Annotated in this window: 22 protein-coding genes and 1 riboswitch; of the genes, 15 read left to right on the top strand and 7 right to left on the bottom strand. The window is 52.9% G+C overall.

Translation table 11 applies throughout. The features are described from left to right. Window positions 1-90: 90 nt before the first annotated feature. The 4 genes from MKX51_RS26785 to MKX51_RS26770 all read left to right on the top strand — a co-directional run bounded on the left by MKX51_RS26785 (window position 91) and on the right by MKX51_RS26770 (window position 7,022). Window positions 91-2,472 carry a glycoside hydrolase family 95 protein gene (locus MKX51_RS26785; RefSeq protein ID WP_340994498.1) on the top strand — a complete coding sequence of 794 codons (2,382 nt, stop codon included), beginning with the start codon at window positions 91-93 and terminating at the stop codon, window positions 2,470-2,472. A 549-nt stretch (window positions 2,473-3,021) separates the two neighbouring features. Beyond that, on the top strand, window positions 3,022-5,175 hold the full coding sequence (locus MKX51_RS26780; RefSeq protein WP_340994497.1) for a deaminase domain-containing protein: 2,154 nt from the start codon (window positions 3,022-3,024) through the stop codon (window positions 5,173-5,175). An 11-nt stretch (window positions 5,176-5,186) separates the two neighbouring features. Beyond that, on the top strand, window positions 5,187-5,594 hold the full coding sequence (locus MKX51_RS26775) for a hypothetical protein (RefSeq protein ID WP_340994496.1): 408 nt from the start codon (window positions 5,187-5,189) through the stop codon (window positions 5,592-5,594). A gap of 288 nt (window positions 5,595-5,882) precedes the next feature. Continuing rightward, the gene (locus tag MKX51_RS26770) at window positions 5,883-7,022 is read left to right on the top strand and encodes a transglutaminase domain-containing protein (RefSeq protein WP_340994495.1); all 1,140 of its coding nucleotides are present in this window, start codon (window positions 5,883-5,885) and stop codon (window positions 7,020-7,022) included. A gap of 40 nt (window positions 7,023-7,062) precedes the next feature. Here MKX51_RS26770 and MKX51_RS26765 read toward each other — a convergent pair whose 3' ends face one another. Continuing rightward, the gene (locus tag MKX51_RS26765; RefSeq protein WP_340994494.1) at window positions 7,063-7,380 is read right to left on the bottom strand and encodes a DUF3889 domain-containing protein; all 318 of its coding nucleotides are present in this window, start codon (window positions 7,378-7,380) and stop codon (window positions 7,063-7,065) included. 85 nt (window positions 7,381-7,465) lie between these two features. Beyond that, window positions 7,466-7,831, bottom strand: a complete 366-nt coding sequence (locus MKX51_RS26760) for a MerR family transcriptional regulator (protein WP_340994493.1) — start codon at window positions 7,829-7,831, stop codon at window positions 7,466-7,468. A 122-nt stretch (window positions 7,832-7,953) separates the two neighbouring features. Here MKX51_RS26760 and MKX51_RS26755 point away from each other — a divergent pair, with 122 nt between their 5' ends. Continuing rightward, window positions 7,954-8,604, top strand: a complete 651-nt coding sequence (locus MKX51_RS26755) for a nitroreductase family protein (protein ID WP_340994492.1) — start codon at window positions 7,954-7,956, stop codon at window positions 8,602-8,604. A 163-nt stretch (window positions 8,605-8,767) separates the two neighbouring features. On the opposite strand, the gene MKX51_RS26750 is transcribed toward MKX51_RS26755, so the two are convergent. Both MKX51_RS26750 and MKX51_RS26745 read right to left on the bottom strand, forming a co-directional pair. Beyond that, window positions 8,768-10,255, bottom strand: a complete 1,488-nt coding sequence (locus MKX51_RS26750) for an amino acid permease (protein WP_340994491.1) — start codon at window positions 10,253-10,255, stop codon at window positions 8,768-8,770. Window positions 10,256-10,407: 152 nt separating this feature from the next. Continuing rightward, window positions 10,408-10,625: riboswitch (Lysine riboswitch) on the bottom strand. Window positions 10,626-10,722: 97 nt separating this feature from the next. Next, complete coding sequence (locus MKX51_RS26745) at window positions 10,723-11,856, bottom strand: virulence factor (RefSeq protein ID WP_340994489.1); 1,134 nt, start codon at window positions 11,854-11,856, stop codon at window positions 10,723-10,725. 621 nt (window positions 11,857-12,477) lie between these two features. Here MKX51_RS26745 and MKX51_RS26740 point away from each other — a divergent pair. Further along, window positions 12,478-13,476: an MBL fold metallo-hydrolase gene (locus MKX51_RS26740; protein WP_339251317.1), complete on the top strand. Its 999-nt coding sequence runs from the start codon at window positions 12,478-12,480 to the stop codon at window positions 13,474-13,476. Between the two features lie 117 nt (window positions 13,477-13,593). Beyond that, window positions 13,594-15,219 carry an ABC-F family ATP-binding cassette domain-containing protein gene (locus MKX51_RS26735; protein ID WP_340994488.1) on the top strand — a complete coding sequence of 542 codons (1,626 nt, stop codon included), beginning with the start codon at window positions 13,594-13,596 and terminating at the stop codon, window positions 15,217-15,219. 111 nt (window positions 15,220-15,330) lie between these two features. Here the strand turns inward: MKX51_RS26735 and MKX51_RS26730 are convergent, their stop codons facing one another. Continuing rightward, on the bottom strand, window positions 15,331-15,516 hold the full coding sequence (locus MKX51_RS26730) for a hypothetical protein (RefSeq protein WP_340937983.1): 186 nt from the start codon (window positions 15,514-15,516) through the stop codon (window positions 15,331-15,333). Window positions 15,517-15,647: 131 nt separating this feature from the next. Here MKX51_RS26730 and MKX51_RS26725 point away from each other — a divergent pair, with 131 nt between their 5' ends. Together MKX51_RS26725 and MKX51_RS26720 are read left to right on the top strand one after the other, a co-directional pair. Beyond that, the gene (locus tag MKX51_RS26725) at window positions 15,648-16,517 is read left to right on the top strand and encodes a cation diffusion facilitator family transporter (RefSeq protein ID WP_339251314.1); all 870 of its coding nucleotides are present in this window, start codon (window positions 15,648-15,650) and stop codon (window positions 16,515-16,517) included. Window positions 16,518-16,729: 212 nt separating this feature from the next. Continuing rightward, a complete protein-coding gene (locus MKX51_RS26720; protein ID WP_340994487.1) occupies window positions 16,730-17,827 on the top strand; it encodes a C40 family peptidase in 1,098 nt (365 codons plus the stop codon). 268 nt (window positions 17,828-18,095) lie between these two features. Here MKX51_RS26720 and MKX51_RS26715 read toward each other — a convergent pair whose 3' ends face one another. Beyond that, entirely contained in the window at window positions 18,096-18,500 is a 405-nt protein-coding gene (locus MKX51_RS26715; RefSeq protein ID WP_076080441.1) for a hypothetical protein, read from the bottom strand. A gap of 322 nt (window positions 18,501-18,822) precedes the next feature. Then, window positions 18,823-18,990: a DUF1328 domain-containing protein gene (locus MKX51_RS26710; RefSeq protein ID WP_036694965.1), complete on the bottom strand. Its 168-nt coding sequence runs from the start codon at window positions 18,988-18,990 to the stop codon at window positions 18,823-18,825. A 187-nt stretch (window positions 18,991-19,177) separates the two neighbouring features. On the opposite strand from MKX51_RS26710, the gene MKX51_RS26705 reads away from it, so the two are divergent. The 6 genes from MKX51_RS26705 (at window position 19,178) to MKX51_RS26680 (ending at window position 26,729) form a co-directional block, all read left to right on the top strand. Further along, window positions 19,178-19,684: a DUF948 domain-containing protein gene (locus tag MKX51_RS26705; protein WP_340994486.1), complete on the top strand. Its 507-nt coding sequence runs from the start codon at window positions 19,178-19,180 to the stop codon at window positions 19,682-19,684. Between the two features lie 67 nt (window positions 19,685-19,751). Continuing rightward, on the top strand, window positions 19,752-20,288 hold the full coding sequence (locus MKX51_RS26700) for a hypothetical protein (RefSeq protein WP_340994485.1): 537 nt from the start codon (window positions 19,752-19,754) through the stop codon (window positions 20,286-20,288). 91 nt (window positions 20,289-20,379) lie between these two features. Next, window positions 20,380-20,727: a general stress protein gene (locus tag MKX51_RS26695; protein ID WP_076080447.1), complete on the top strand. Its 348-nt coding sequence runs from the start codon at window positions 20,380-20,382 to the stop codon at window positions 20,725-20,727. A 213-nt stretch (window positions 20,728-20,940) separates the two neighbouring features. Next, window positions 20,941-22,113, top strand: a complete 1,173-nt coding sequence (locus MKX51_RS26690) for a fused response regulator/phosphatase (RefSeq protein WP_340937990.1) — start codon at window positions 20,941-20,943, stop codon at window positions 22,111-22,113. Continuing rightward, window positions 22,110-25,778 (top strand): response regulator, encoded by a 3,669-nt coding sequence (locus MKX51_RS26685; protein WP_340994484.1) that lies wholly within the window; start codon window positions 22,110-22,112, stop codon window positions 25,776-25,778. Before MKX51_RS26690 ends, MKX51_RS26685 begins: the two co-directional genes overlap by 4 nt. A gap of 81 nt (window positions 25,779-25,859) precedes the next feature. Beyond that, complete coding sequence (locus MKX51_RS26680; protein ID WP_036730299.1) at window positions 25,860-26,729, top strand: CheR family methyltransferase; 870 nt, start codon at window positions 25,860-25,862, stop codon at window positions 26,727-26,729. Window positions 26,730-26,733 lie beyond the last annotated feature (4 nt).

Here is a 26,733-nt window from a genome sequence, read left to right as displayed (position 1 = left end):
TGATCAAATGTACAGCAGAAGGCAGAAGGGCCCGACTTAGGTCAGGGCCTTTTGCTATATTCAGAACTTAGTACGAAGGGTGAGTAGAATATGGAAACTGAACAAAGGAACTCCACATGGAAGCTTAGATACCGCCAGCCCGCAGCCGTCTGGGAAGAGGCGCTGCCGCTTGGGAACGGGCATATGGGGGCGATGGTATTCGGCGGAACGGGTAGAGAGCTGATCCGGCTGAATGAGGATACTTTATGGTCGGGGTTTCCCCGGGATACCAATAACTATGAAGCACTTAGGTACCTGAAGAGAACCTGGGAGTTAATCTTTGCAGGTCAGTATGGAGAGGCTGAGGATATGGTGAATGCCCATATGCTGGGGGTCAACGCCCAGGCCTACATGCCGCTCGGGGACCTGATTCTTACGCAGCCGGGCGCAAAGCATTGCACAGCCTATGAACGAGAGCTTGATCTGGATAACGGAGTTGCCAGAGTGACCTATCAGACGGAGCAGGGCAACTTCACCCGTGAGGTGTTCATCAGCACACCAGACCAGGTCGGTGTCGTGCATCTGACAAGCGGTCAACCGGGGGGAATTCAGGTAGAGCTGGAATTGGACAGCCAATTACAGCATAGCGTCAGTCCGGGGGAGGGGAACGGGCTTGTGATGCAGGGCCGCTGCCCCTCGCATATTGCCGATAATTACCACCAGGATCATCCGCTCGCGGTGCTATATGAAGCGGGGCTTGGAGTAGCATTCGAGCTGCACCTGCATGTACAGGTAACCGGGGGAAGTATCCGGTATTCCGCAGGCAAGCTGGTAATCAGTGGCGCGGACCGTGTGCTGCTGCTGCTGGCTGCCGGAACGGACTATGAGGAGGTGCGCTCCAGAGCAAGCCATAGGACTGCTTCGGCTGCTCAACATTTGGAAGCAGTGGTAAGCCCGGCGGAGCTATGCGCCGGCAGATTAAGTGCTGCGGCTGGTAAGACTTATGAGGAGCTGCGGAGAAGGCATACTGAGGATCACCAGGCGATCTTCCGCCGGATGGATCTGGATCTCGGCGGTCACGAGGCAGATGAGCGGCCCACTGATGAACGTCTGGCCGCATATCAGGACGGAGCGGAAGATCCGGCGCTCGAAGCGCTGCTGTTCCAATATGGCCGCTATCTGCTGATGGGCAGCTCACGGGCCGGAACCCAGGCAGCGAATCTGCAGGGGATCTGGAACCCACATGTTCAGCCGCCATGGAACAGCAATTACACGACCAATATCAATACACAGATGAACTACTGGCTGGCGGAGGTCTGCAATCTCAGCGAATGCCATGAGCCGCTCTTTGAGCTGATTAAGGAGCTTAGTGAGAACGGTGCCAGAACCGCAGCTATTCATTACGGGGCGCGCGGCTGGGTAGCCCATCATAATGTGGATCTGTGGAGGACTTCCACACCGTCCGGCGGAGATGCCAGCTGGGCCTTCTGGCCAATGGGCGGGGTGTGGCTATGCCGCCACCTGTGGGAGCATTATGAATTCAACCCTGATATGAAGGTTTTGGGTGAGACCGCTTATCCGCTAATGAAGGGAGCCGCTCTATTCTGCCTGGATTGGCTGGTGGAAGGACCGGAGGGCCGGCTGGTTACCAGTCCGTCTACTTCGCCGGAGAACCGGTTCATCACGGAGGATGGCAGAGCTTGCAGTATATCTATGGGTTCAGCCATGGATATGAGCCTGATCGCTGAGTTGATGCAGCACTGCCTGGAGGCTGCGCGCATTCTCGGCGTGGACGCTGAGCTTCAGGAGGAGCTGGAGCAGACGCTCGCCCGGCTGTCTCCGCTGAAGATTAGCAAGGATGGACGGGTGCAGGAATGGCTCTATGACTTCGCTGAAGCCGAGCCGGGGCACCGCCATGTCTCCCACCTGTACAGCCTGTATCCGGGCAACCGGATTAACCGGCGGGACACGCCGGAGCTGCTGGAGGCTAGCCGTTTAACGCTGGAGCAGCGGGTTGCCTCCGGTGGAGGGCATACGGGCTGGAGCTGTGCTTGGCTGATTAACCTCTACGCCCGGCTCGCAGACGGCGATGCAGCTTACGGTTATGTACGAACGCTGCTAACCCGCTCCGTTTATCCCAACCTGTTCGATGCGCATCCGCCGTTTCAGATTGACGGTAATTTCGGCGCGGCCGCCGGCATTGCAGAGATGCTGCTGCAGAGCCATTTGGGGGAGCTTACGCTGCTTCCGGCACTTCCGGGAGTCTGGAAGAACGGCCGTATCAGCGGCCTAAAGGCGCGCGGAGGGTATGAGGTGGACATCGAATGGCAGGCTGGGGTTCTGGTATCCGCGCGGATTACAGCCCGGTTCGATGGAACACTGCGCCTCGGCTATTCGCAAGAGCTGAAGCTGAAGCTTGGAGATGGGAGTGTCCAGCCGCTGAACGGTGCGATTGAGGTTACGGCTGGCGGGGTTTACTCGGTGGGGCCGTGATGATTAGGGGAATTGAAGGAAAAATGGAAAACTATAAATCTAGTGGGAAATAAACCCGATAATAAAAGGAGGTAACCTGTATAACTGAGTGATATTTATAGATGAAGTGGAAGCCAGAGTTCTAGTACAAAGTCAGATTTAAACAAGTGGATGGGGCTCTATAATGCCTGAAGGAGTACAGGAGTGGAGCTCCCCCCTTCAGATGCCATTCCCAGATCAAGATGGGAGTTGTTCATTAGGGCATTTGGCCCGGCGTAACGGACTGAGGCGCGCTTATTCCGGATGAAAGTCACCACTTGGGCAACATAACGGACCCCAGAGCGCTTATTCTTGGAATTCTACTCTTAAACCTCTCGTAGAGAGACGATAAGGTCCACTCCGTCCGTTAAACCGCAAAAAGTGACGTTTTCCTGGGAATAGAGTCCCTCAGGTCCGTTAGGAGCACACTCGTCCAGCCGGTGTAGTTCCGTTTTTCGGAGCTTCCGGGATTTAAGCCTATGCACAGAATTAAATCTGATGCTCTACTAGTGTCCGGCGGGGAGGGTGGCTATGGCGTCAACGAAGCTAGTATTTAACGAAGATGAAGTCCGGCGCCTGCAGACGAAGATCGGCCAGGTGAGCCAGGACACCAACAGGCTGTACCTTCAATTGAAGGGCCAGTCCAGCGGCTGGGGCGGCATTCCCATGGGCGATCATCTGGTCAAGGCCCAGGTTCTGATCAATGAATTAACCGTAGAAGCGGAAAAGTTAGAAGATATCATCCGGGTCGCCCTGAGAGGCGTCTCGGAATTGCAGGAAGAGAATAAGCGGGAGGCGGACAAGCTGACGGGGCAATTTAATCTTTTGCTCGCGGCCTTCGGAAGTTTGGGGCTGCAACCAGCCGCCGGACGGTTCTCCATCCCCGAAATTGTGCAGCGAAGTGCGACGAACCTCATCACTTCGATTGCTGCTCTACCCAGAAAAGATGAGCTTAGCAGGGACCCGGTGGTGCAGCAGCTCAGGAATGTCATTCAGACCTCCGGCCTGCTGACCGTAGAGAGTATCGCTGCGCAAAGTAAGCTGAACGATATCTTCGCAGCGCGGAATCAGATCGCCAAGGCCCAGATGGCCTTCAAGGTGTATCAGGCGTTCGGCAATCAGGCGCAGATGGAGGCTGTTCATGCAAAGGCCGAAGAGGCCCGGCAGAAGCTGGCTTCTCTAGACGTAGCCAAGATCTACTATGAACCCGGCAAGGATCTAAGCGCCCATTATAAGCAACCAGCGGTTACCGCCTGTGAGTATGATCCGTCAATTACGGCGGAGAAGGTTCCCTTATTACATAACGAAGAATATTTACTGCTTTTGCGGCTGGCCATGGAGAAGACCGCCGCCGGAGCGTATGCTTGTAGTCAGCTTGCAACGAAGCGGCAGGAGGTCGAGCTTGCTGCGGTTCTTAAGCAGGTTCAAGAGCAGATCGAAGCGGAGCGGCGGTTGAACGGGCCACCTCTCACGCTGCCGGACGGCACGCCAATTACCGCAGATAACAAGGAAAATGAGACCACCTGGGACTTTTATCAGGCGAAAGTCTATGTGCCAAATGAATCTCTCACCCCGATGTACACCAGTTATCTGGGGTGGCTGGAGGATACTTACGGGCTGACGAAATGGGAGAGTCGGGTTCGTCAGGCGGATACGGTGGTGCTGGCTTTTACCGAAGGCTTGGTGAAAGAGGTCGTCATGGGTGTAGCGGGCACGGCAACCTTTGCTTTCAAATTAGTTGTGGACCCGGTCAAGACCACCACAGACATGAAGAATCAGGCGAAATATCTGATTGACCATCCTGAAGTGCTGGTGGAAGCGGCGAAGATGGCGTATCATCAATTTGATGAGGGCACCCCGGAAGAGAAGGCGAAGATGCTGGGTGCGGTCGCTTCCATCCTGGTTCCTGGACTCCAGGTCACGAAAGCCGGTAAAGTGGGTAAAGTCCTGGGTGAGGTTGAAGAGGTCGTCAGCCAAGCGGCGAAGGATGCCCTGCAAGGGATCAGGCAAAAGCTCCCGGATCTGGGTCCGGTAGTGCTGACGCCGGAAGGGTTTGTGTTTAAGATAGGAGAGATCCCCGATACACCGGCCTTGCCGAAGACACCGGTGCAGCAGAAGTATATGGATGCGGTGGATGGTGGGGGTGGTAGGGTTGAGGGGACAAGTAAAGATAAGATATCTAATGAATTAATTGACAGTCTTTATGAGAGAACGCAAAATATCAGAAATGATATTAATAAAGAAATTGAAAAAATAAGAAATTCTGACGAATACATGAACCTTTCAAATACACAAAGAAAAAAACTTGATAGGAAACTAGATAATCTAACTTTTGGAAATGTCGCTGTAGCAGATGTAAACATTCCGGGTATTAAGAAAGAGTTTCAAGCACATAGTCAAATTCATTCCTCTGATGGCGTGGGAAGTAATGTTGGAGATTTAAGTTATGCCAAAGTAGATAAATCATTGGAAAGCTATGTCGATGATCAATTTCCACGATTTAATGACACGGAGGCAAAGATTCTTGAGGATATTGCTTCTCAAATAAAAGACCCTAATGTTAAAGGTCAAATAGATTTATTTACTGAATTAGATGCATGTCAAAGTTGCTCAAACTTAATTATGGAATTTAGACGTAAGTTCCCGAATATTCAGTTAAATGTTAATTCTAAAAGTATGAGATGAGGAGTGATAGTATGAACATTATGGGCTATGAAAGGATTAAAGATTCAGTAGTATTCGGCTTTGAGGAATATATAGATGAAGAGGGTTTAAATGTAGCACAGGCTTCAGCGAAAATTTTAGAAGAAGAATGGAGAAGAGTAAACGATAGTTCATTTACTAAAACATTATATTTTATTTCTATAGCCATTGAGAGTTTGAAATATAAAGAAATTGCTGATTTTATATATAACCAATTGGATGTTTACCTCAAAAACACTGAGTTTGAAGAAAACATAGATAAAAATGACATTGAAAAGCTGTTTCAAGACATTCAAATTTGTAAAAGGCTAATTAATAGTAAAGATGAATATAAAATTAGGGAAACAAATTTTGCTACTAAGTCAAGAGTAGAATACATCTTAGGTTTGAAGGTTGATTAAAGTTCATTCAAACAATAACACATATAACCCAAATAACAGTCCGTTACATAAATCAGGTTGATTATGGTCAGATACAACCAGATTGACCTGTTTTTTGTTATCTTCGCTTACAATGGAAGTAGTGCGGGCGTTTACCGTAGGGTTGGTGAAAGAGGTCGTCATGGGCGTGACGGACAAGGTATGAATTCCCTTTCTTCAGTTGGGGTTGTAAACATGGCATGATCGGCATTTACTATAGAGTATACGGCTGTGGCCGATGATATAGATTGCAGGAGGCGCGCGGATCATATGGGGAAAAGACAGGGATCGCTGATGAAGACGGCGGTTGGACTTATGCTTGTGTTTGCTGCTTTACCGCCTGCGACGTACTGGGGATACGAGCATGCGTATGCTGCATCGGATTCGGCGGTGGTGCAGACCACGCAAGGGATGACGCAGAAGCTGGCCGGAGCGATGAGTAACCGCAGAGAGACAATTACCTTCACTTATCAGGGCAAGACCGCCAAGCTGAAGAGTGAGATCCAGACAGCGATCAATCAGGCAATGGGGAGCGACCCGTACCTGTATTATATTATTGACAGCTATGCCTTCTCATACCGCGGAAGCACGCGGGCTGTTCATGTGACGGTTCAGGTGGAATACCGGGAGACGCTGCAGCAGACGGCCTATGTGAACAAGCAGGTGAAGGCTATTCTGCAGCAGATCATAACACCGGGGATGAACAATCACCAGAAGGTAAAAGCGATCCACGACTGGGTCGTGCTGAATCTGGAATATGATCACTCGCACCGCAAATACACCGCTTATGAGGGACTTCAGACCGGGAGTGCGGTCTGCCAGGGCTATACCCTGCTGACCTATAAGCTGCTGCTGGGGGCGGGGATTCCGAACAGAATTGTAGAAGGGACGGCCAGGGCGGCAGACGGTGTGACCCAGTCGCATGCCTGGAATCTGGTGCTCTTGAACGGGGCATGGTATCATCTCGACACCACCTGGGATGACCCGGACCCGAGTCCGGAGGGCGGAATCAGCACGCTCTATTATATGAGGACGGATGCCCAGATGCGGCTTGACCACACTTGGACGAAGTCCTATCCGGCGGCCTCCACCAGTTATGCCCAGACCTTAACTAAGCTGGTCAATCAAGGGGGGCAAGGGGTGGAGGCATACAAGACGTTACAGAAGGACCTGAACTACTGGCTGTACGAGGAGAATCAGGTGGTTTCGTCGGCGGAACAGCTTAAGGTGCTTGCTAAGCAGGCGGCAGAGGCCGGACAGCAGTCGCTGCTCTTCCGCTATCGCGGAAGCGACAAACTGCTGAGGCAGGATCTGCAGGTGCTATACGGGCTGGGACTGAATAACCTGGCCTTCAACAGTTCGCCGTTCGAGAATACAGGAGATCTTAAGGTATATGTGACCTGGAAATAAAATAGTGTCAGCTACCCCTGCGAACCAGCCAGGGTGCACTTCAGGCTTTGGTCTCCAGGAATTGGATGGTCTGAAGCTTGTTTGTTGAAGGATTGAAGCGGACCATCACGACTACGCCGAATTCCCGGCCCGCCTTGCTGCGGACCAGCAGCTTGAACTTCTCTTCTGCAAGCTTCGGCTTGATCTGGGTCCGGCCGATGTGCTTGTAATCGATGATCTCGGCGTTGTATTTCTGCTGCGTCTCCTTCACGGCGATGGTGCCCCACCGGGCATAGTCAGGTGCAGCGGAGCTCCGGCTTAACGGGCTGCTCAGGACCAGGACTAACGTCAACAAGGCTACTGTCCATATTTTTTTCATAAAGGCCTCCTTGAGCTGGAATTACAGGTTAGCGTCCCCCGGCACCCATGTCTTTATACGACTCCCTAGAGCACAGCTCCGGGTTTTAGTATTTTCCGTACCCGTTCTCACAGGTAATATTCATTTCGAGAAGCTTGTAAAGAGACTGCTTGGAAGCCTCCAGGTTTTTTTGCGCCGCTTCAATTTCCGTAATTTTGTCGGTGATGATCCTTTTTTGTTCATCTTTCGATATTCTCTGCTTGGAGATCATCGATTTAATATCCTGGATTGAGAATCCAACAGCTAAGCTATTCTTTATGACTTCAAGGTAAGGAATAATGTCCGGGGCATAATTCCGGTAATTATTCTCTTCTCTGAGAATGTACTCCTCCGTAATAAGGCCTATTTTCTCATAGTAGCGCAGGGTTGATATCGGAAGGTCAGCTCTTTTGGCGACTTCATTGGTTTTCATGGCAATCCCCCATTTATTGTTCTTGCTATGAAGTATACTTTATAGTTTACAATTCTCCTAGTGGTGAATATGTTCAACGTTCTACAGCACCATTACACATATATAAAGGGAGAGAAATGCACATGAGCACAATGATGGGGAAATACCATAAAACCAATGATTTCAATGAAATTGTCCTGGAGCGCCGTTCCGTGAAGGTCTATGATCCTGAGGTGAAAATCAGCAGAGAGGAACTGGCAGAGATTCTGGCGGAAGCTTCGCGCGCCCCCTCTGCCGTTAACCTGCAGCCATGGCGCTTCCTGGTCATTGACAGCACTGAAGGAAAAGCGAAGCTTGCACCGCTGGCCACCTTCAACCAGACCCAGGCGCTCACCTCCTCGGCTGTGATTGCGGTATTTTATGATACGAACCACGTTGAATATATGGACGAAATTTTCGGTAAAGCTGTGGAGCTTGGGTACATGCCACGCGAGGTAATGGACATGCAGCTGCAGCAGGTCAAACCTTATTATGCCAAAATCTCCGCATCCGAATTGCGGGATATGAATCTGATTGACTCGGGGCTTATCTCCATGCAACTGATGCTTGTAGCCCGTGCGCACGGATACGATACCAATCCGATGGCCGGGTATGACAAGGAGCATATTGCAGAAGCTTTTGGCCTGGACAAAGAACGGTTCCAGCCGGTCATGCTGATCTCGATCGGCAAAGCCGCCAAAGAGGGGTATCCATCCTACCGTCTGCCAGTCGAGACGATTACAACCTGGGCATAAACAGCAGTAGCAGGGGTTCCTCAGGAATAGAAGCTAACTTAAGCTACCGATACTCAAAAGACCGGTTTTGGCCCGTTGCTGCGGGATCAAAACCGGTCTTTTGCTGAAACGGTACCGTCCTTTAGAAGGACGGCAATACCGTTTCCACTTCTGCTGCAATGAATCAGTCTGCGTGCGTGCTCAGATCACACTTCTCCAGCGGGATAAGGCTGCTCTTGCGGAACCAGCCATAGCCCAGCCAGATCAGCAGGAACAGCGGCACGCTGACATAGGAGACCAGAATGCCGTACCAGTCGATCTTCGCACCGGTGAAGGCGCCCATGTTCTGGCCGAATACGGCGACCATACACAGAGCGAAGGCAAACAGCGGACCGAACGGGAACCATCTTGCCCGGTAAGGCAGCTCCTCCAGCGAATGGCCCTGCCTCACGAAGGCCCGGCGGAAACGGTAATGGCAGACGGCAATTCCGAGCCAGTTGATGAAGCCGCACATCCCGGAAGCGTTAAGCAGCCAATTGTACACCGCGCCGTCCCCGAAGAAGGAGGCGAGGAAGGCGAGCATGCCGACAGCGGTTGTCACGAGCAGTGCGCCTACAGGAACTCCTCTGCGGTTCAGCTTGCCGAGCGCGCGCGGTGCCATTCCATCCTTGGCCATGGCGTACAGGACACGGGTGGAGGCGTACATTCCGGAATTCCCGGCAGACAGCACGGAGCTGAGGATCACGGCATTCATGACTGAGGCGGCAATCGCCAGCCCTGCTTTGTTGAAGACGATGGTGAACGGGCTGACGCCAATATCATCAATACCGCCGCGGAGCAGGTCGGGATTCGTATAAGGAATCAGCAGGCCGATGACGGCAATCGCGAAAATATAGAAGATCAGGATCCGCCAGAATACCTGGCGGATTGCGATCGGCACGTTGCGGCGCGGATTCTCGCTCTCTCCGGCGGCGACACCGACCAGCTCTGTTCCCTGGAAGGAGAACCCGGCGGCCATGAAGACCCCGACGAAGGCGAAGAAGCCGCCATGGAACGAGCTGCCTCCGAGTTGAAAGTTGCTGAAGCCCACGGCCTTGCCGCCCAGAATCCCGAAGATCATCAGGACGCCGACCGTCAGGAAGACGACCACCGTAATAATCTTGATAATGGCGAACCAGTATTCCGACTCGCCGTACCCCCGTGCAGACAGGAAGTTCAGGCCGAACATGAGCGCCAGGAAGAGCAGACTCCACAGGAACGAAGGGCTGTCCGGGAACCAGTACTTAATGATAACGGTGGCTGCTGACAGTTCGGCTGCAATGGTCACCGCCCAGTTGTACCAGAAGTTCCAGCCGATAGCGAAGCCGAAGGCGGGGCTGACGAACCTTGTACCGTAGGTGCTGAAGGAACCGGAATCGGGCAGATAGGTGGCCAGCTCCCCAAGGCTGGTCATCAGAAAATAGACCATAATACCGACGGCCGTGTAGGCGAGCAGTGCTCCGCCCGGACCGGAGGAGGCGATGGCCCCGCCGCTGGCGAGGAACAATCCGGTTCCGATCGAGCCGCCGAGGGCGATCATGGTCAGATGTCTTGCTTTGAAGGATTTGCGCAGGCCCGGCGTATTGGCGTTGCCCGCCTGTACTGCCGGCCGTTTAGGCTGCTGTGCTTGCATGAATAAGACACTCCCTTTAGATTGATGGTTCTGTTCACAGGGGGAGTGCCGCTGCCTGCATGTGCCAGTGTTTTCTTCCCGGCATGCTGCACGCAAAAAAACCGCAGACGGACGCTGCGGTTTCCTGATTATAGGCTCCGCATCATACTCCCTGTTAAGATAGCGCAACACAGTGCAGCTCCCGCAGTCTCCTGGCAGGCGGCAATACACAGTGACAGTTCCGCGCCTTTCGGCAAACGGCCCCAATCGCAGCTGCGGACTAAGAGCAGCAGCTGCGATTTCGGCGGATATTCCTTTGGGCGCGTATCACCGATGGCTCTTAGGCATCTCCACGCGCTTACTCTTCTTATCCGCGACCTCTACCTCATCCTAGGTATGATGAGGCTATCTTTGAACGATATGAACAACAGGAATCAGTATAATGCATACCGGCTTCTCAGGCAATGACAAAATACGGCAGGCTGGCGTCAGCTCCGCCGGCGCTCTGACATCTGTTGCCAGACAGTTCCCGCCGCTTCCTCGCCGGACAGAATCCGCTCCAGCGCCATCTTGGCCTGCAGCCCCACCTCGAATTCGGGGTCTTCGGCAGCAACGCTCAGCGCGTCCTGGGCCTCGGCTGTACCGACTTCATACAGGAAGCGTGCCGCCCGCCAGCGCACCAGCTTGCTGGCATCACTGAGCGACGCCGTCATCACCGGCGTCGCCGCCGGGTCGCCGATGTCTGAGAGCGTGTCCCCGGCTGTGCGCCGCACGGCCGGGGCGCGATCCTGCATCGCCTCATAGAGCAGCTCCATCGCACCTGGCGTGCGGATGTCGCCCAGGTACACGACCGCAAGTCTGCGAATCTGCAGCTTGGGGTCGTGCAGCGCCGCCCGCAGCTCCGGCAGGAGCTGCTCGCCCGGCGCCAGATCCTCCAGCGCGGCGTAGCGCACGCGCCAATCCTCAGCTTGCAGGTCTCGCAGCAGCTCGGCCTGCTCTTTCTTATGCCGCTGCTCGACGAACTCGCCGGCAGCCCCGTGCGCGATGGCCTGCTGCACGAGGGAGTCGAGGCGTTCCTGCGGATACGCCGCCTCCAGCTCCTGCTCGACCTCGCGGGCAATCTCCGGCGGCTCGCCGTAGCGTACGCCGTAATCGCTGAGCCTGCGCTCCTTGATCATCACGGCGCTGGCCACATCGGTCACCGCCTGGGTGAAGCGGCTGGAGAGGGCGATGCGCTCCTCCTTCGCGCCGGTCTTGACGCGGATCTGGATCGGGATGCCGCGGAACATCTGCACGAACACCTGGGACTCCCCGAAGTGGGCGCCGTCATTCTCATCGCCGAGACTGTATTCCGCGCTGAGGCCGTCCGCTCCGAAGCGGTTCTGGACCTCGCGCAGAATTGCAGCCCAGTCCGCGCTGCCTTTGCGCTCCAGCGCGGCGAAGTCAGCGGCATGATAAATACTGGTCACGCCCGGAATCTCCAGCATCTCCTGCGCCCAGGAAGGGGCGGAGCGCCGGGTCTCCGGGGTATACGTCCGGCGGATGCCGGGTTCAAGACTTTCGTCCAGGTGAAGCTTCATCGTATTTGGACTCGGTGTCGGTTCAATAAATGTAATCTTCATACGTCAGCTCCTCGTTTGAAGTAGTAAGCACCGTTTGCTTTACCCGCATTTTACCTCATTTGAGCAGGTGAATACAAAGGGCGGAGGCCTGAACCCGCTAAAATTTTAAATAGTTGAATTAGTTGATACAGCAACGCAAACGGAAATGTTGCACATTTTGCAATTTTGACTTCTTAAATAACCGGGGTGTTAGGGGAATGTTGCATGAAATGCAGGAATTGTCCCGCTTAGCCTCATGGTGGAGGAGAATTGCTGACATTTATGCAACAATCCTGGATATGAGGCCAAGATTGGGAGGGGGGGGTTGCAATTCGTGCAGGATTTTATCGAATCCATCAGTCGAAGCAGCTGCCAAAGTCACTACTTGCTCCCTTATCTCTCCCTTACCGCCCGCTAAATCCGCATCATTTACCATCCTGCCTGACAAAAGAAGCCCGGACGTTTCCCGCTCAGCCATTTGGGTACAATTTGTAATGAGTGTCCTGTAGTTTCTATGGGGTTTGCAGGTTTTGCAGGGCCCTGCAATTTTGCAAATGATTCTGCGGAACCCTATAGTTAAGATATGTGGTTTGCCGCCCGGCAACAGAAATGGCAAATCTGTTATAAGGAGTGGTTCTTGCTATGGCCAGAATACGTTATAACAATATCGACAATGTAAGCACCGATAAAACGCTTAAGGAATTCCGCCAATGGCGCGAGGAACGCCGCCGGAAGAAGAAGGATTACACCTATAAGGTGCCGAATCATCCGCCGCGGCTCGACTATCTGGCCGGGAACCGGCTGGAGACGACGATCACGTGGATCGGGCACTCGACTTTTTTTCTGCAATACGAAGGGCTTAATATCATCACCGATCCGATCTGGGCGCGGCGGCTGGGCTTCGAGAAGCGGATCGGGCAGCCGGGCATTCCGCTCGCGGATATTCCGCCCATCGATCTGATCCTGATCTCCCATTCCCACTATGATCACCTGCATATTGCGTCCATCCGCAAGCTGTACCGGGCAGGAACAACCATTGTCGTGCCTGCCGGACTTAAGCGCAAAATGCTCCGCAAAGGCTTCCCGAACTGCCGGGAAATGCAGTGGTGGCAGGAGATTACGCTTGGCGCTGTCAAGCTGACGTTTGTCCCGACCCAGCACTGGACGCGGAGAACGCCGTTCGATACGAATTCCTCGCACTGGGGCGGTTATGTGCTTCAGCCGGCAGACCCGCAGAAGCACCCGGAGGGGGAGGAGGGCAAGGCGCAGCATAAGCTGCTTCCGCCGAATCTCTATTTTGCCGGAGACAGCGGCTTCTTCCCGGGCTTCAAGGAGATCGGCAGACGCTTCAAGCTGCATGTTGCGCTGATGCCGATTGGCGCTTATGAGCCTGAATGGTTCATGAACTCCCAGCATGTGAATCCCGAGGAGGCCGTGCAGGCCTTCCTGGATGTAGGGGCAGAGCTGATGATTCCGATGCACTTCGGAACCTTCAGGCTGGCCGATGATACCGCCCGCGAAGCGCTGGACCGGATGGAGCAGGCGAGGGTGGCGCAGGGGCTTGGTGAGGAGCGTATCCGTACTTTGGGCTATGGTGAGACGCTGGTCGTCCAGCCCGAGGAACGCCCGGCGGGGCAATAACCCGGAGAAGGCTTGTATTGAACACTTCTACTTAAATAAGAGCCGTAATAAGGGCCATTTTGCTTGATTTTATGCTATAATGAGCCGGAACCTATGTGAAAAGGATGGTAATGCTTAATGATTAGCACAAGCGGTATAACACTCCGCTACGGAAAACGCGCACTATTTGAGGATGTAAACATAAAATTCACACCCGGCAACTGCTACGGTCTGATTGGCGCGAACGGCGCCGGCAAATCGACCTTCCTAAAGATTCTGTCCGGAGAGATCGAAGCGAACATCGGCGATGTGCACATCACACCCGGTGAACGTCTGGCCGTACTGAAGCAGAACCATTTCGAGTATGACGAGTTCCAGGTGCTGGAGACCGTAATCATGGGTCATACCCGCCTGTATGAAATTATGAAGGAAAAGGACGCCCTGTACGCCAAGAGCGACTTCACCGAAGCGGACGGACTTCGTGCCGGTGAGCTGGAAGGCGAATTCGCGGAGCTGAACGGCTGGGACGCCGAGCCTGACGCAGCCGCCATGCTGATCGGTCTTGGCATCATGCGTGAGATGCATGACAAGAAAATGGCCGAACTCAGCGGCAACGAGAAGGTGCGGGTCCTGCTGGCCCAGGCCCTGTTCGGACGTCCGAACAACCTGCTGCTCGATGAGCCTACCAACCATTTGGATCTTGAATCGATTGGCTGGCTGGAGAATTTCCTTATGGACTACGAAGGCACCGTTATCGTGGTATCCCATGACCGTCACTTCCTGAACAAGGTCTGTACGCATATTGCGGATATCGATTTCGGCAAAATCCAGATGTATGTCGGCAACTACGACTTCTGGTATGAGTCCAGCCAATTGGCCCAGGCGCTGCAGCGCGATGCCAACAAGAAGAAGGAAGACAAGATGAAGGAGCTGCAAGCCTTCATTCAGCGCTTCTCGGCGAACGCCTCGAAATCGAAGCAGGCGACTTCCCGTAAGAAGCAGCTCGAGAAGATTACCCTGGATGACATCCGTCCGTCCAACCGTAAATATCCGTTCCTGAACTTCAAGCCGGAGCGTGAAGCCGGCAAGCAATTGCTTACGATCAGCGGCCTTACCAAGTCGGTGGACGGCGAGAAGGTGCTGGATGAAGTCAGCTTTGTAGTCAACAAAGGGGATAAGATCGCTTTTGTAGGGCCGCATTCCCAGCCTAAATCGCTGCTGTTCGATGTAATTATGGGCGAGAAGGAAGCGGATGCGGGCGAGTACACTTGGGGAGTGACCACAACCCAGGCGTATTTCCCTAAGGATAACTCCAGCTACTTCGACGGGGTGAACATGAACCTGGTCGAATGGCTGCGCCAATACTCCAAGGATCAGGATGAGACCTTCCTGCGCGGCTTCCTGGGCCGGATGCTCTTCGCCGGCGAAGAAGCGCTGAAGAAGGCAAGCGTATTGTCCGGGGGCGAGAAGGTCCGCTGTATGCTGGCCAAGATGATGCTGAACGGAGCCAACGTGCTGGTATTCGATGAGCCTACCAACCACTTGGACCTGGAATCGATCACCGCGCTCAATAACGGCCTGATCGACTTTGACGGCACGATCCTGTTCACCTCCCATGACCATCAGTTCATCCAGACGATTGCCAACCGCATTATCGAGATTACTCCGGCTGGAATCATTGACCGTACGATGAGCTATGACGAGTATCTGGAGAACCCGGAGATCAAGGAAATGCGTGCCCGGATGTACCCTGTAGAGGCTTAAGAACTAGATATAGGCAGAATGAACAGTTATGAGTTCATATGAAAACGGCTGCGTCGTCCCCGGAGGGATTACGCAGCCGTTTATGTTCACCATAGGCAACAACCTGGAAGTCTAGGAACCGCCAGTCCGGCGGCGCTGATTGTTAGGCTTCTTGTTATTCTGGCTTTTCAGCGGCTTCGCGGAGCCGGCCTGGAAGGTTGAACCCGGTTTTCCTGAAGCATGCTGTTTCTTCTGCTCCAGCTTCTGGCGGATGGCATCAGCCAAATTAATTTTTGGTTTCTCAGTGTTCTCGCTCATTATGTTACCCCCTTAGGCAGCAAGTCCTTATTCCTTATTCTAATTGTTTTTAAATGCTGCTACAAGGGCAAGAATAACTCAAAGAAAGTTTTCCTGTAATTATGCGGCAAAGGATAGGAGGGGCGGCAGAAATGACCGATATTTATGAGGATATACGCAAGGGTGAAAAGGGTGCGATGGTCAGCATTGCTGCTTATCTGGTTCTGTCTGCCTTCAAGCTGATCTGCGGCTACTTGTTCGCTTCCAGTGCGCTCCTGGCAGACGGCTTCAATAACTTAACCGATATTGTAGCCTCGCTGGCGGTGCTGATCGGGCTGCGCATCTCGCGGAAGCCGCCGGATTCCGATCATACCTACGGACATTTCCGGGCCGAGACGGTTGCCGCGCTGATGGCTTCTTTCATTATGGCGCTGGTAGGCATCCAGGTGATAGTGGAAGCGGTACGCTCTTTGTTTGAGGGAAGCAAGGCTGTACCGCAGCTCTGGTCGGCCGGAGTGGCGCTGGTGTGTGCCGTAGCGATGATGGGGGTATATATATATAACAAGCGTCTGGCGAAGCGGATCAATAATCATGCGCTGATGGCTGCTGCTAAGGATAATTTCTCGGATGCTATCGTAAGCGTAGGTGCAGCTGTAGGGATTGTAGGGGCACAGTTCGGACTGCCGTGGATCGATTCCGCGGCTGCCATCGGAGTCGGCTTGCTGATTATCAAGACCGCCTGGGATATTTTCCGCGATTCGACGTACCGGCTGACTGACGGATTTGACGAAGACAAGCTGCTGGACCTGCGCAGCACCATTGCCCGTACACCGGGCGTAGAGGGCATCAAGGATCTGAAGGCCCGTGTACACGGCAATCATGTGCTGGTGGATGTTGTCGTAGAGGTGAATGCCCGCATGACGGTGATGGAAGGGCATGAGATCAGCGACTCTATTGAAGAACGGATGACCAAGCTGCACAACATCATGCATGTGCAAGTTCACGTGGAGCCCAAGGACTAACATTCCATGATTTCTCCTAGTTAGCTGTAATTTCCACCAAATCCAAGGAGAAATCGCGACTATAGACCTGCATGTTACCATAAGATGGAAAGGTTTTTTGTGAAATTTGGAGCATGTTCCAAATCCCGGGCCAGCCTATAATGAGGGCAGAAAGCAACAAACGTAGCGCGCGCCGTTGTTGTATTTCTTAATACGCTAAGCGGGGGAACGCTATGATCGTATCACGCAAGAAAATTACAGCATCGTTATGGGTTTCCGCATCACTGGCATTATCCTTGGGAGTGTTCAGTCCCGGGCAGGCTTTCGCTGCAACGGATTCTTCGATTACAACATTGGCGGCGTCCGCTGGACAGACAGGCATTATTGAAGCTTCGGTACGGCTGCGTACAGATCCATCTACCAGCAGCACGGTACTGAAATATCTGAATAAAGGCGACCGGGTCGTTATTCTGGAAGCTGCGAACAGCTACTGGTACAAAGTAAGAACGGCAGAGGGAATTGTGGGGTATATGAGCTCGGGGGATTCCTATATCCGGGTAGTTACAGCTTCCGCACCTGCGTCCCGGACAGCGGTGATTCAGGCCACGGTCCGTGTAAGGGAGACCCCTGCAACCAGCGGTCAAGTGGTTGGATATCTCTATAAGAATGATCAGGTAACCATTCTCGAAGAGACTAACAGCTATTGGTACAAAATAAGAACGGCAAATGGGACGGTGGGTTATACAAGCTCATCCGATCAATATATTACAGCGGGTGCTTCATCGCCGCCTGCTCCAGCCACTCCAGCTCCAACACCTGTACCTGTTCAGACACCGGTGCCGGCACCGGTTCCAACACCAGCTCCGGCACCTGTACCTTCAGCCGGGCAGACTGCTGTGATTGAACGTGTGATCGCAGCGGGGATGGGTTATCTGGGAACACCGTATGAATTCGGTTCCAGCCGTAATGATACGCGTACCTTCGACTGCTCGGATTTCATCCGCCAGATCTTCATGGATGCAGCGGACTTGAAGCTGCCTGCCGATTCCCGGCAGCAAGGGGACTGGGTGAAGCAGAACAGTGGTGCAGTTACGGATGTATCCGGCTTGAAGCGGGGAGATCTGATGTTCTTCATGGATTATAAAGGAACTTCTCCCTCTGCTTATACCGGAATCAACAAATCTACGGCAAGAATTACGCATGTCGCCATGTATTTGGGTGACGGGAAGCTGCTGCATACCTATTCAGTAAGCTCCGGCGGTGTAAGAGTGGATAATCTTAGCGCTTCTTGGATGAACCGTTTCCTGTACGGAGGCTCGGTCATCCGCTAATATATACAGCTAGGACAGCAAGAAGCGACAGGCAATACAAGTTTGTGACGGGTGAACTACAAGCGGATGTATGGCGGGGTTATCCCTTCAGTAGAATCTTCTACTGAAGGGATAACCCTTTTTATATGCTTTTGTGGGGGATTTAGCATCCATTAGACGCAAAAAAAGGCCGTTTGGATTGGCGTCCACGTGCCTTGTTAGGTACATCCGTTGAGTCATAGCTGCAACATATGAGTGGAGCAGCTATGACTCCTATATGTCCAATCGCTTATGGATTGATTACGTATGCAGAGGCAGGAACCTTGATCCAGGCTTTACCCAGCCAAGTGTAGATTTCTCTCCATTCGTTGCCCATAGCGTCTTTTGTGATCACACCAGTAGTATCAACAGTCTGTGCACCCAACCAGCCAATAGCAGTTGTGCTTCCCGCAGAAAGATGGAATGCTGTGAGTTTGGTCAGAATGATCTGAGGTGTTGCTGGCTTGATGTCAGCTTGTGTAATTATCGGGTCTGCCGGGTTCAGGTAAGTCACTCCGGTTACAGTAGTTACTGCATCGGAAGAAGTGGTTTTGGTAGTTTCTGTTGTTCCTGTTACTACCTCAGCTGCGGAAGCTGTTGCTGCCAAGGAAGCCATAAGACCCATTGCTACTGTTAAACTGGCTAATTTTTTCATCGATGATTCCTCCTAGGTATGATGGTGAGATGTTCTATGTTCATGCTGTGCTAATAAGGATGTAAACATAAATTGCATTGAATGAACCAGCGGCATCAATAAATTTTATTTTTCTTGTACGGCCTTAGCGGGGAACGCCTCATTACGGACTGAATCACGGATGACAACCTGAGCGGAAAGGCCTATACTTTTTGAAGGGGAATGAAGCCCATTTCAACACTACATAAGACTGGCGTGAACAGCAAGAGGCCCGGAGATCTCCTGACGGAGGCCTCCGGGCCTGCAGCACTGCCTGCCTGGCAGTCAGCTAACGTGGGCTTGCCTACATAGATCGTCCCCTGCGCCCCATAAAGAGTGAGACCACGAAGAGGATCAGGAAGATGTAGAACAATACTTTGGCGATGCCGACAGCCGCCGCCACAATATTGAAGAATCCGAAGATACCGGCAATCAGGGCCACTACCAGCAGAATTATTGACCATCTTAGCATGAGATGTCATCCTTTCTGTGCGTTGATGTAATCATTGTTTAAACGGGGCTTATCCATTTGAAACAGGAAGGAAAGGAAGAGGATTCCAGGGGCTTGGCCTTTGTTTCGGCCCAATTCTGTAAGGGTAACTATGCAGTATCAGACAGTGCAAACCGATAATTTAGACACTTGGAAGGGGTTATCCACAATGATCATTGAACTTAGCGTAGCACTGGCTGCTATCGCATTCGCAGTACTCGTATTTTTCTTAATCAAAACCTTGAAGTCAGCGAAGGAATCGCTCGACAAGGTCAGTCAGACTCTGCAGGAGGTTCAGAAGACGATTGATGAGCTTACCTATGAAGTCAAAACAACCGTCCGGCATGCCAATGACATCACAGCGGATGTGCAGGGTAAAATTCAGAAGATTGACCCGATCGTGGATTCCGTGAAGAATCTGGGCGATGTCATGAACGAGCTGACATTGACCGTGAAGCAGGTATCTGTAACAGTAATTGAGAAATTCCGTAAATCACGTGAACTGAAGGATAAGGCAAAATCGGTATCCATCGCAGAATCCCCGTTAACACCGGCCGAGGAGAGAACCGTGCAATCCTATGAGGCAGTGAGTTCAAGCAAATCCAAGGGCAAGATAGCCTCAGCCCTCAAAGGCGTGGATGCAGCCGCTGCAATCTGGCAGAAATTCCGCCATTAATACAATGGAATGAAATACGGCGGGGCTCAGGACGGGGCAATACCAGCTCATGAAAGGCGGGAACCCTATGAAAATGGTTATTCTCTTGCTTAGTCTGCTTGCTCCCTTCATCTCTGCACCGCCGCAGGATGAGACTGTTTCTCCCGCTCCTAGTACCGCTGCACAGCTGCCGGTAATATTCGCCTTCGAGCATAGCGCAGTTGCCGATCTCTACATAAGCAGCTTCGACTCCTTGTCCGGTATTAGCTTATATATGACGGAAGAGGAGCTGCGGCAGGCTAAGGGAACTCCTCAGCAGATTACTGAAGATCCTTGGGCGGGCTGCCTGGAATATCAGTATGCCGATAGCTCGGCGGGGGTATGCGGCGGTGTTGTCCTGTATGTTCATGCTTCGCCTTCCCAGGCCGGACAATACGGTCTGAGCCTCAATGGACGGGTGCTTGATCCGCAGGCCATGAACGTGCAGGATATGCTGGGAGCGCCTGATTTTGAAGCTGAGGATGGGGATGTTTATATTAGAGGAGAGGCTGCGCTCAAGATCTACCGCAATACGGAGAGCGGCGAATGGGCCGGGCTGGATTTATTCGACGCTTATTCCTTCTGAAGCTGTTTCAAGCGCGGCGATTTGGGTTAATGAATGCTCAGTCATCCATCCGGTGGCTGGGCCTTTATTCATTATGAAGGAGAGTGATCTCATGGATTCAACAGGTACACAGGCTTATGCCAAGCTGCTGGAGAACGGCGTTCAGGCGATCGAAGAAGTGAATCGGCTCCGTAGCAGCGGCTACACCAGAGAGGATCTTTATGTGATCAGTCACGATGAAGACCGCGAAGGGCGTATCGTGGACGCCGCAGATACTAATGAAGTGGGGCTGAGTGAAGAAGGGCTGTTCGGTGCCATTGCCAACCTTTTCCGTTCGCGCGGCGACGCTTTACGCTTCAAGATTACTTCACTGGGCTTCAGCGCAGCGGAGGCGGCATTTTACGAGAAAGAGCTTGATACAGGCAAGGTTCTGGTCATTGCCAAAAGAAACCCACAATAATCGCGGGTCGTCTTCGCTGACCTTAATAGTACAATAGCGTAACCTCCAGTCCCACTAGATGTTAGTGGAGCTGGAGGTTACTTTGTTGAAGCCGGGACCTGCTTTATGCCAATATCTAGCTGGTTGGTAACAGGCCGTATAAATATCGTATGATAGAATGAGAGTGCTGCGGGTGTATGGCCTTAACACATTATTCGCGTGAGGTGAGGGAGCTTGAGAATATTAATCGTAGATGACAATCCTACTAATGTAATTATTATCCGTGAGATCCTCAAGAAGGAAGATTACCGGAATTTTATAACGGCTTCGTCCGCCAAAGATATGCTGAAGCTGCTGGGCGTCGGTGCAGGGGAAGAGAGCGGGCAGCCCCGGCCGTCCGATGTGGATCTCATTCTGCTGGATATGATGATGCCGGAAATGGACGGGATTGAAGCCTGCCGTGTGGTCCAGCAATATGAGCATCTGAAGGATATTCCTATTATTATGGTTACGGCTGTAGGTGACTCGAAGAAGCTTGCGGAGGCGCTGGATGCCGGAGCGGTGGATTATGTTACGAAGCCGATTAACAAGGTGGAGCTGATGGCCCGTATCCGCCTCGCGCTGCGGCTGAAGCGCGAGAAGGACTGGCATAAGGAGCGGGACCAGCGGATACAGGATGAATTGAAGCTGGCTGCGCTGGTGCAGAATGCGGTACTCAGTCTGCCGCTTGCCGAGGAGACCCTGGAGGTACATGCGATTTACCAGCCTTCCTTCGAGCTGGCCGGGGATCTGTATGCCTGGTATCCGCTGGGAGACGGGCGCTATGCGGTCATCCTGCTGGATATGATGGGCCACGGTATCTCGTCCTCCTTGTTTACCATGTTCCTGGCCTCGGTCCTGAAGGATACCGTAACCACCTATGTGGAGCCGGAGAAGGTCATTCAGGAGCTTAACAGGCGTTTTAACCAGCTACACATTGAGAAGCAGCTGGTCCAGTATTATTTCACGGCGATCTATCTTGTCATTGATACCCGCATGAAGCGGATTAATTATGTGAATGCCGGGCATCCGCCGGCGCTGTTTTTTGAAGGGGAGGCCAAGACGCCTGTCCTGCTTGAGAGCAACGGCCACCCTGTCGGGCTGTTTGACCGGATCGATATCCAGCAGCAGAGCCTCAGCTACGAAGACGAGGGTCATCTGGTGCTGTTCACGGACGGCCTCATGGAGATGGTGGAGGGCGAGCAGGAGGAGCAGCTGAAATTCATGGTCGGGCATTTGAATGCCACTCATGACTGGCAGGAAGACCTGGTGCGCGCTGCCTTCCTGAGCGAGCCGGTCAATTCGGAACGTGATGACGATAAATGCCTGGTGTGGATCTCGCTGAAGAAAGGAACCGATAAGGAATGAAGATTAAGGCTAAGCTGCTGATCGGATTCAGTGCCATGCTGGCGATTATGCTGGCGCTTACCCTGATCGGGTATGACAGGCTCCATTATATGAGCAATCAGCTGGATAGCTACCAGGAGAGATATAGCAAAGGCCGTGCTTCTTCGGGACTTCGCGGGGAAGTGAACGACATGGCACGGATACTGACCACTTCCATGCTTAATGCCGATACTGTAACCCTGGAAGCGCAGAAGGCGGAAATTGACAGCAAGGTGCTGAAGTCTGCGGAACATCTGGAGAATATTAAGGCCTCGCTGAAGACGGCAGAGGAATTGCAGATGTTATCCCGGATTGAGAATGCCTATTCCGGCTATCTGAAGTATCAGGACAAGGTCCTGGAGATGCTGAGTGCCGGATACTTTCAGAATGCCAATACGTACCGCAATGCAGAAGGACAGGATATTCAGAACGAGGTGCTGAACAGCCTGAATGCGTTGTCTGATTACAATGCCTTCCGGATGACGGAGGAGACTGCTAACGCCCAGGAGGCTTCGAGCCGATCGATTCAGATGGTCACCCTGATCATGGTCTTGGGGCTGCTGCTCGGGCTGGGTGTCATTCTGTGGGTGATACCGAGCATCACGCGCGGCCTAAGTGTCGTCTCCATGATGATTACGAGCTTCGGCAACGGTAAAATGCGGGCGATCCGCCGGATCAAGGTGAAGTCGAAGGATGAGATCGGCGATGTGGCCCGGGTATTCCAGCGGATGGCCGAGGATATTGAGCAGAAGCAGCAGCTCGAGAGATCCTATGCCCAGGCACAGAGCGATCAGGCCTGGCTGAATGCCAATATTGCCCGGATTACGGAGCTGCTGCGCGGTGTCAGCTCGCTGGATCAGGTAGCCCAGACCTTCATCAGTGAGTTCACGCCTGTGCTTGGAGCGCAGTATGGTGCCGTCTATCTGAAGAGCCAGGATAATCCGAACCTGCTGGTCAGCAGCGCTTTTTATGCCGGTGAGGAGGGGGTTACGCCCAAGGAGAGCTTCGAGATCGGTCAGGGACTGGTCGGACAGAGCGCGTTGGATAAGCTGCCGATCAAGCTGACGGAGGCGCCTGACAACTATATCTCGGTGTCTTCGGGATTCGGGGAGTCGCATCCAAGCTATATATCGATCCACCCGCTTTTATTCGAGGATGAGATTCTGGGTGTTGTGGAATTCGCTTCCTTCACACCATTCTCGGTGCTGCAGAATGAACTGCTGCATCAGCTCTCCAATAATCTGGGGATTATTCTGAACAACATCAGCCGCAGGCTTGTGGTTGAGGAATTGCTGCGCGAATCGCAGGCGCTCACGGAAGAGCTGCAATGCCAGTCGGAGGAGCTGCAGACCCAGCAGGAGGAGCTGCGCCGTTCCAACGAGAATCTGGAGGAGCAGACGGATGCCCTGAAGCGTTCAGAGGAGCTGCTGCAGCGCCAGCAGGAGGAGCTGGAGCATTACAATACAGAGCTGGTCTCCAAGACACGTGCCCTGCAGGATCAGGTGCAAGAGGTTGAAGAGAAGAAGGATGAAATTGAACATGCCCGTATGCAGCTGGAGAAGCAGGCTATGCAGCTTGCAGTAACCAGTAAATACAAATCCGAGTTTCTCGCCAATATGTCCCATGAGCTGCGCACTCCGCTGAACAGCCTGCTGATCCTCTCCCAGCTCCTTACGGAGAATAAGGAAGGCAATCTGAGCGAGAAGCAGGTAGAATTCGCCCATACCATCTATATGTCAGGTGCGGATTTGCTTAAGATGATTGATGAGATTCTCGATCTGTCCAAGGTCGATGCCGGCAAAATGGAGCTGAATCATGAAGAAATTCCGCTCGTCGAGCTGAAGACCTTCGTGAAGCAGAACTTTGCTCCGCTGGCTTCCCAGAAGGGGCTGTCGCTGCGCCTGTCCTTTGACGAGCCGCTTCCGGACAGCGTATATAGCGACAGTCACAGACTGAAGCAGATCCTGCGTAACCTGCTGTCCAATGCCTTCAAATTCACGAGCGAAGGGTATGTTGAGTTCTCTGTCAGCCGAGCGGACGTCAAGCGGCTGCCTGCCTATCTGCCGCATGATTATGATTATATTGCCATATCCGTCAAGGACAGCGGGATCGGTATCCCTTCAGATAAGATGGATATCGTCTTCGAGGCGTTCCAGCAGGTTGACGGTACGACGAGCCGCAAATATGGCGGCACGGGGCTTGGCCTGTCGATCAGCCGCGAATTAGCCCGCCTGATGGGCGGGGCCATCGGACTGGAGTCCCGTGAAGGACAAGGCAGCATATTTACACTGTATTTGCCGGTTCAGGGGAACTTTAGCCTGCTGCCGGGAGCGGTTGAAGCCGCTCCTGCCGGGGAGCCCTTGCAGCTTGAGGAGTTCCGGGAGGAACTTTCATGGGATCAGGCAGGGGATATCACGCCTACACCTGCTAAGCCTGTAGTTGTGGAAGATGACCGGGGATCCCTTGCCAGCGGCGACAAGGTGCTGCTGATTATTGAGGATGATGAGAGCTTTGCCAAGATATTGCTGGGCATGGCCCGCGGACGCGGCTTCAAGGGACTGGTAGCCCTGCAGGGCGATATCGGCCTGCAGATGGCCAAGACCCTGCTGCCGGACGCGATCATCCTCGACATCCAGCTGCCGGTTATGGACGGCTGGTCGATCCTGAGGGAGCTTAAGAGCGACTCCCAGACGCGCCATATTCCGGTGCACGTGATCTCTGTGAATGATGAGATGAAGCAGGGGCTCATGATGGGAGCGATGGCCTACCTCAGAAAGCCGTCCTCCCGTGAAGCGCTGGACCGGGCCTTCTCGCAGATTGAGAATTACACCGCGAGTACGATGAAGCATCTCTTGATTGTCGAGGATGACGATATCCAGCGCCGTTCCATCGAGGAGCTTATCGGACATGACGATGTAGTGATTACGGCGGTGTCTTCAGGCCAAGAGGCGCTGAATGAGCTGCACAAGCAGAGATATGACTGTATGGTGCTTGATCTGATGCTGGATGATATGACCGGCTTCGAGCTGCTGGATCAGATCCGCGACGATGAGGAGCTGAACGATCTGCCGATTATTATTTATACCGGCAAAGATCTGGACAGCAAGGAAGAGACCAAGCTGCGCAAATATGCGGAATCCATTATCATCAAGGATGTCCGCTCGCCGGAACGGCTTTTGGATGAGACAACGCTGTTCATGCACCGGGTAGAAGCAAATCTGCCGGAAGATAAGCGTAAAATCCTGCAAAAGCTGCACAATAAAGAGGAACTGTTTGAAGGCAAAAAAATTCTGCTCGTCGATGACGACATCCGCAACGTCTTTGCCCTCTCCAGCGTGCTCGAAGGCTATCATATGGAAGTGAAATTTGCCGAGAACGGCCGCGAGGCCATCGACATGCTTGTCGAACAGAGTGATTATGATCTGGTGCTGATGGATATGATGATGCCGGAGATGGACGGATATGAAGCTATGCGCCGCATCCGGCAGATGCCGCAGTACCAGAAATTGCCGATTATCGCCCTCACAGCCAAGGCTATGAAGGAGGACCGGGCCAAGTGTATTGAAGCCGGAGCCTCCGATTATATGAAGAAACCGATCAGCACGGATCAGCTTCTTTCGTTAATGCGCGTCTGGTTGTATTCGTAAGGGTGATTTCGGGGTAATAGCTATACAGCAGGTTCAAACCAAGTACGGAAATAAGGCGCAGGCAAGGGAGTATTGATGACAATGGCAGCGATGGAGCACGGATATGAGGGTCAGGGGAATCCGCCGGAGAGCAAGCAGGAGCTTGAACAGATTGAGATTGAGCTGCTTCTGAACGGAGTACACCGTTTGTATGGATATGATTTCAGGAATTATGCCCTGCCTTCCTTGAAGCGGCGCATCTGGCATCATGTCCATGCGGAGAGCTTACCCACTATTTCTGCCCTGCAGGAAAAGGTGCTGCATGACCGTGCATGCTTCGAGCGGTTCGTGTATAGCCTCTCGATCCCTGTGACAGAGATGTTCCGTGATCCCGGACTCTTCCTGACCTTCCGCCAGAAGGTCATTCCGCTCCTGCGGACCTATCCTTATATCCGGATCTGGCATGCCGGCTGCTCGACAGGCGAAGAGGTCTACTCGATGGCAATTATGCTGCATGAGGAAGGATTATATGACAAGGCGAGAATTTATGCCACGGACATGAACGCCCGTTCCTTGCAGCAGGCCAAAGAAGGCGTGTACGAGATCGGGAAGATGAAGCAATACACCAAGAACTACCTTGAGGCCGGAGGCACGGGTGTCTTCTCGGAATACTATACAGCGAAATATAACTCAGTGATCCTGCAGCCGTATTTACGCAAGAACATCATTTTTGCAGAGCATAATCTGGCAACGGACACTTCCTTCAACGAATTCAATGTGATCCTGTGCCGGAACGTAATGATCTACTTCAACGACGAGCTCCGCGATCATGTGCATGGCTTGTTCCATGAGAGCCTCAGCCGGTTCGGAGTGCTGGTCCTCGGTTCCAAGGAATCTATTCATTTCACACGCTACAGTGACAGCTATGAGCCTCTGGACCGGGTAGAGAAAATATACCGCAAAAATAAATAGCGGG

The sequence above is a fragment of the Paenibacillus sp. FSL M7-0420 genome (genome assembly GCF_038002345.1).
In the GTDB taxonomy this organism is placed as follows: Bacteria; Bacillota; Bacilli; order Paenibacillales; family Paenibacillaceae; genus Paenibacillus_AQ.
Note: the sequence above shows the minus strand (reverse complement) of the source record. Positions and strands in the feature narration are given on the sequence as shown.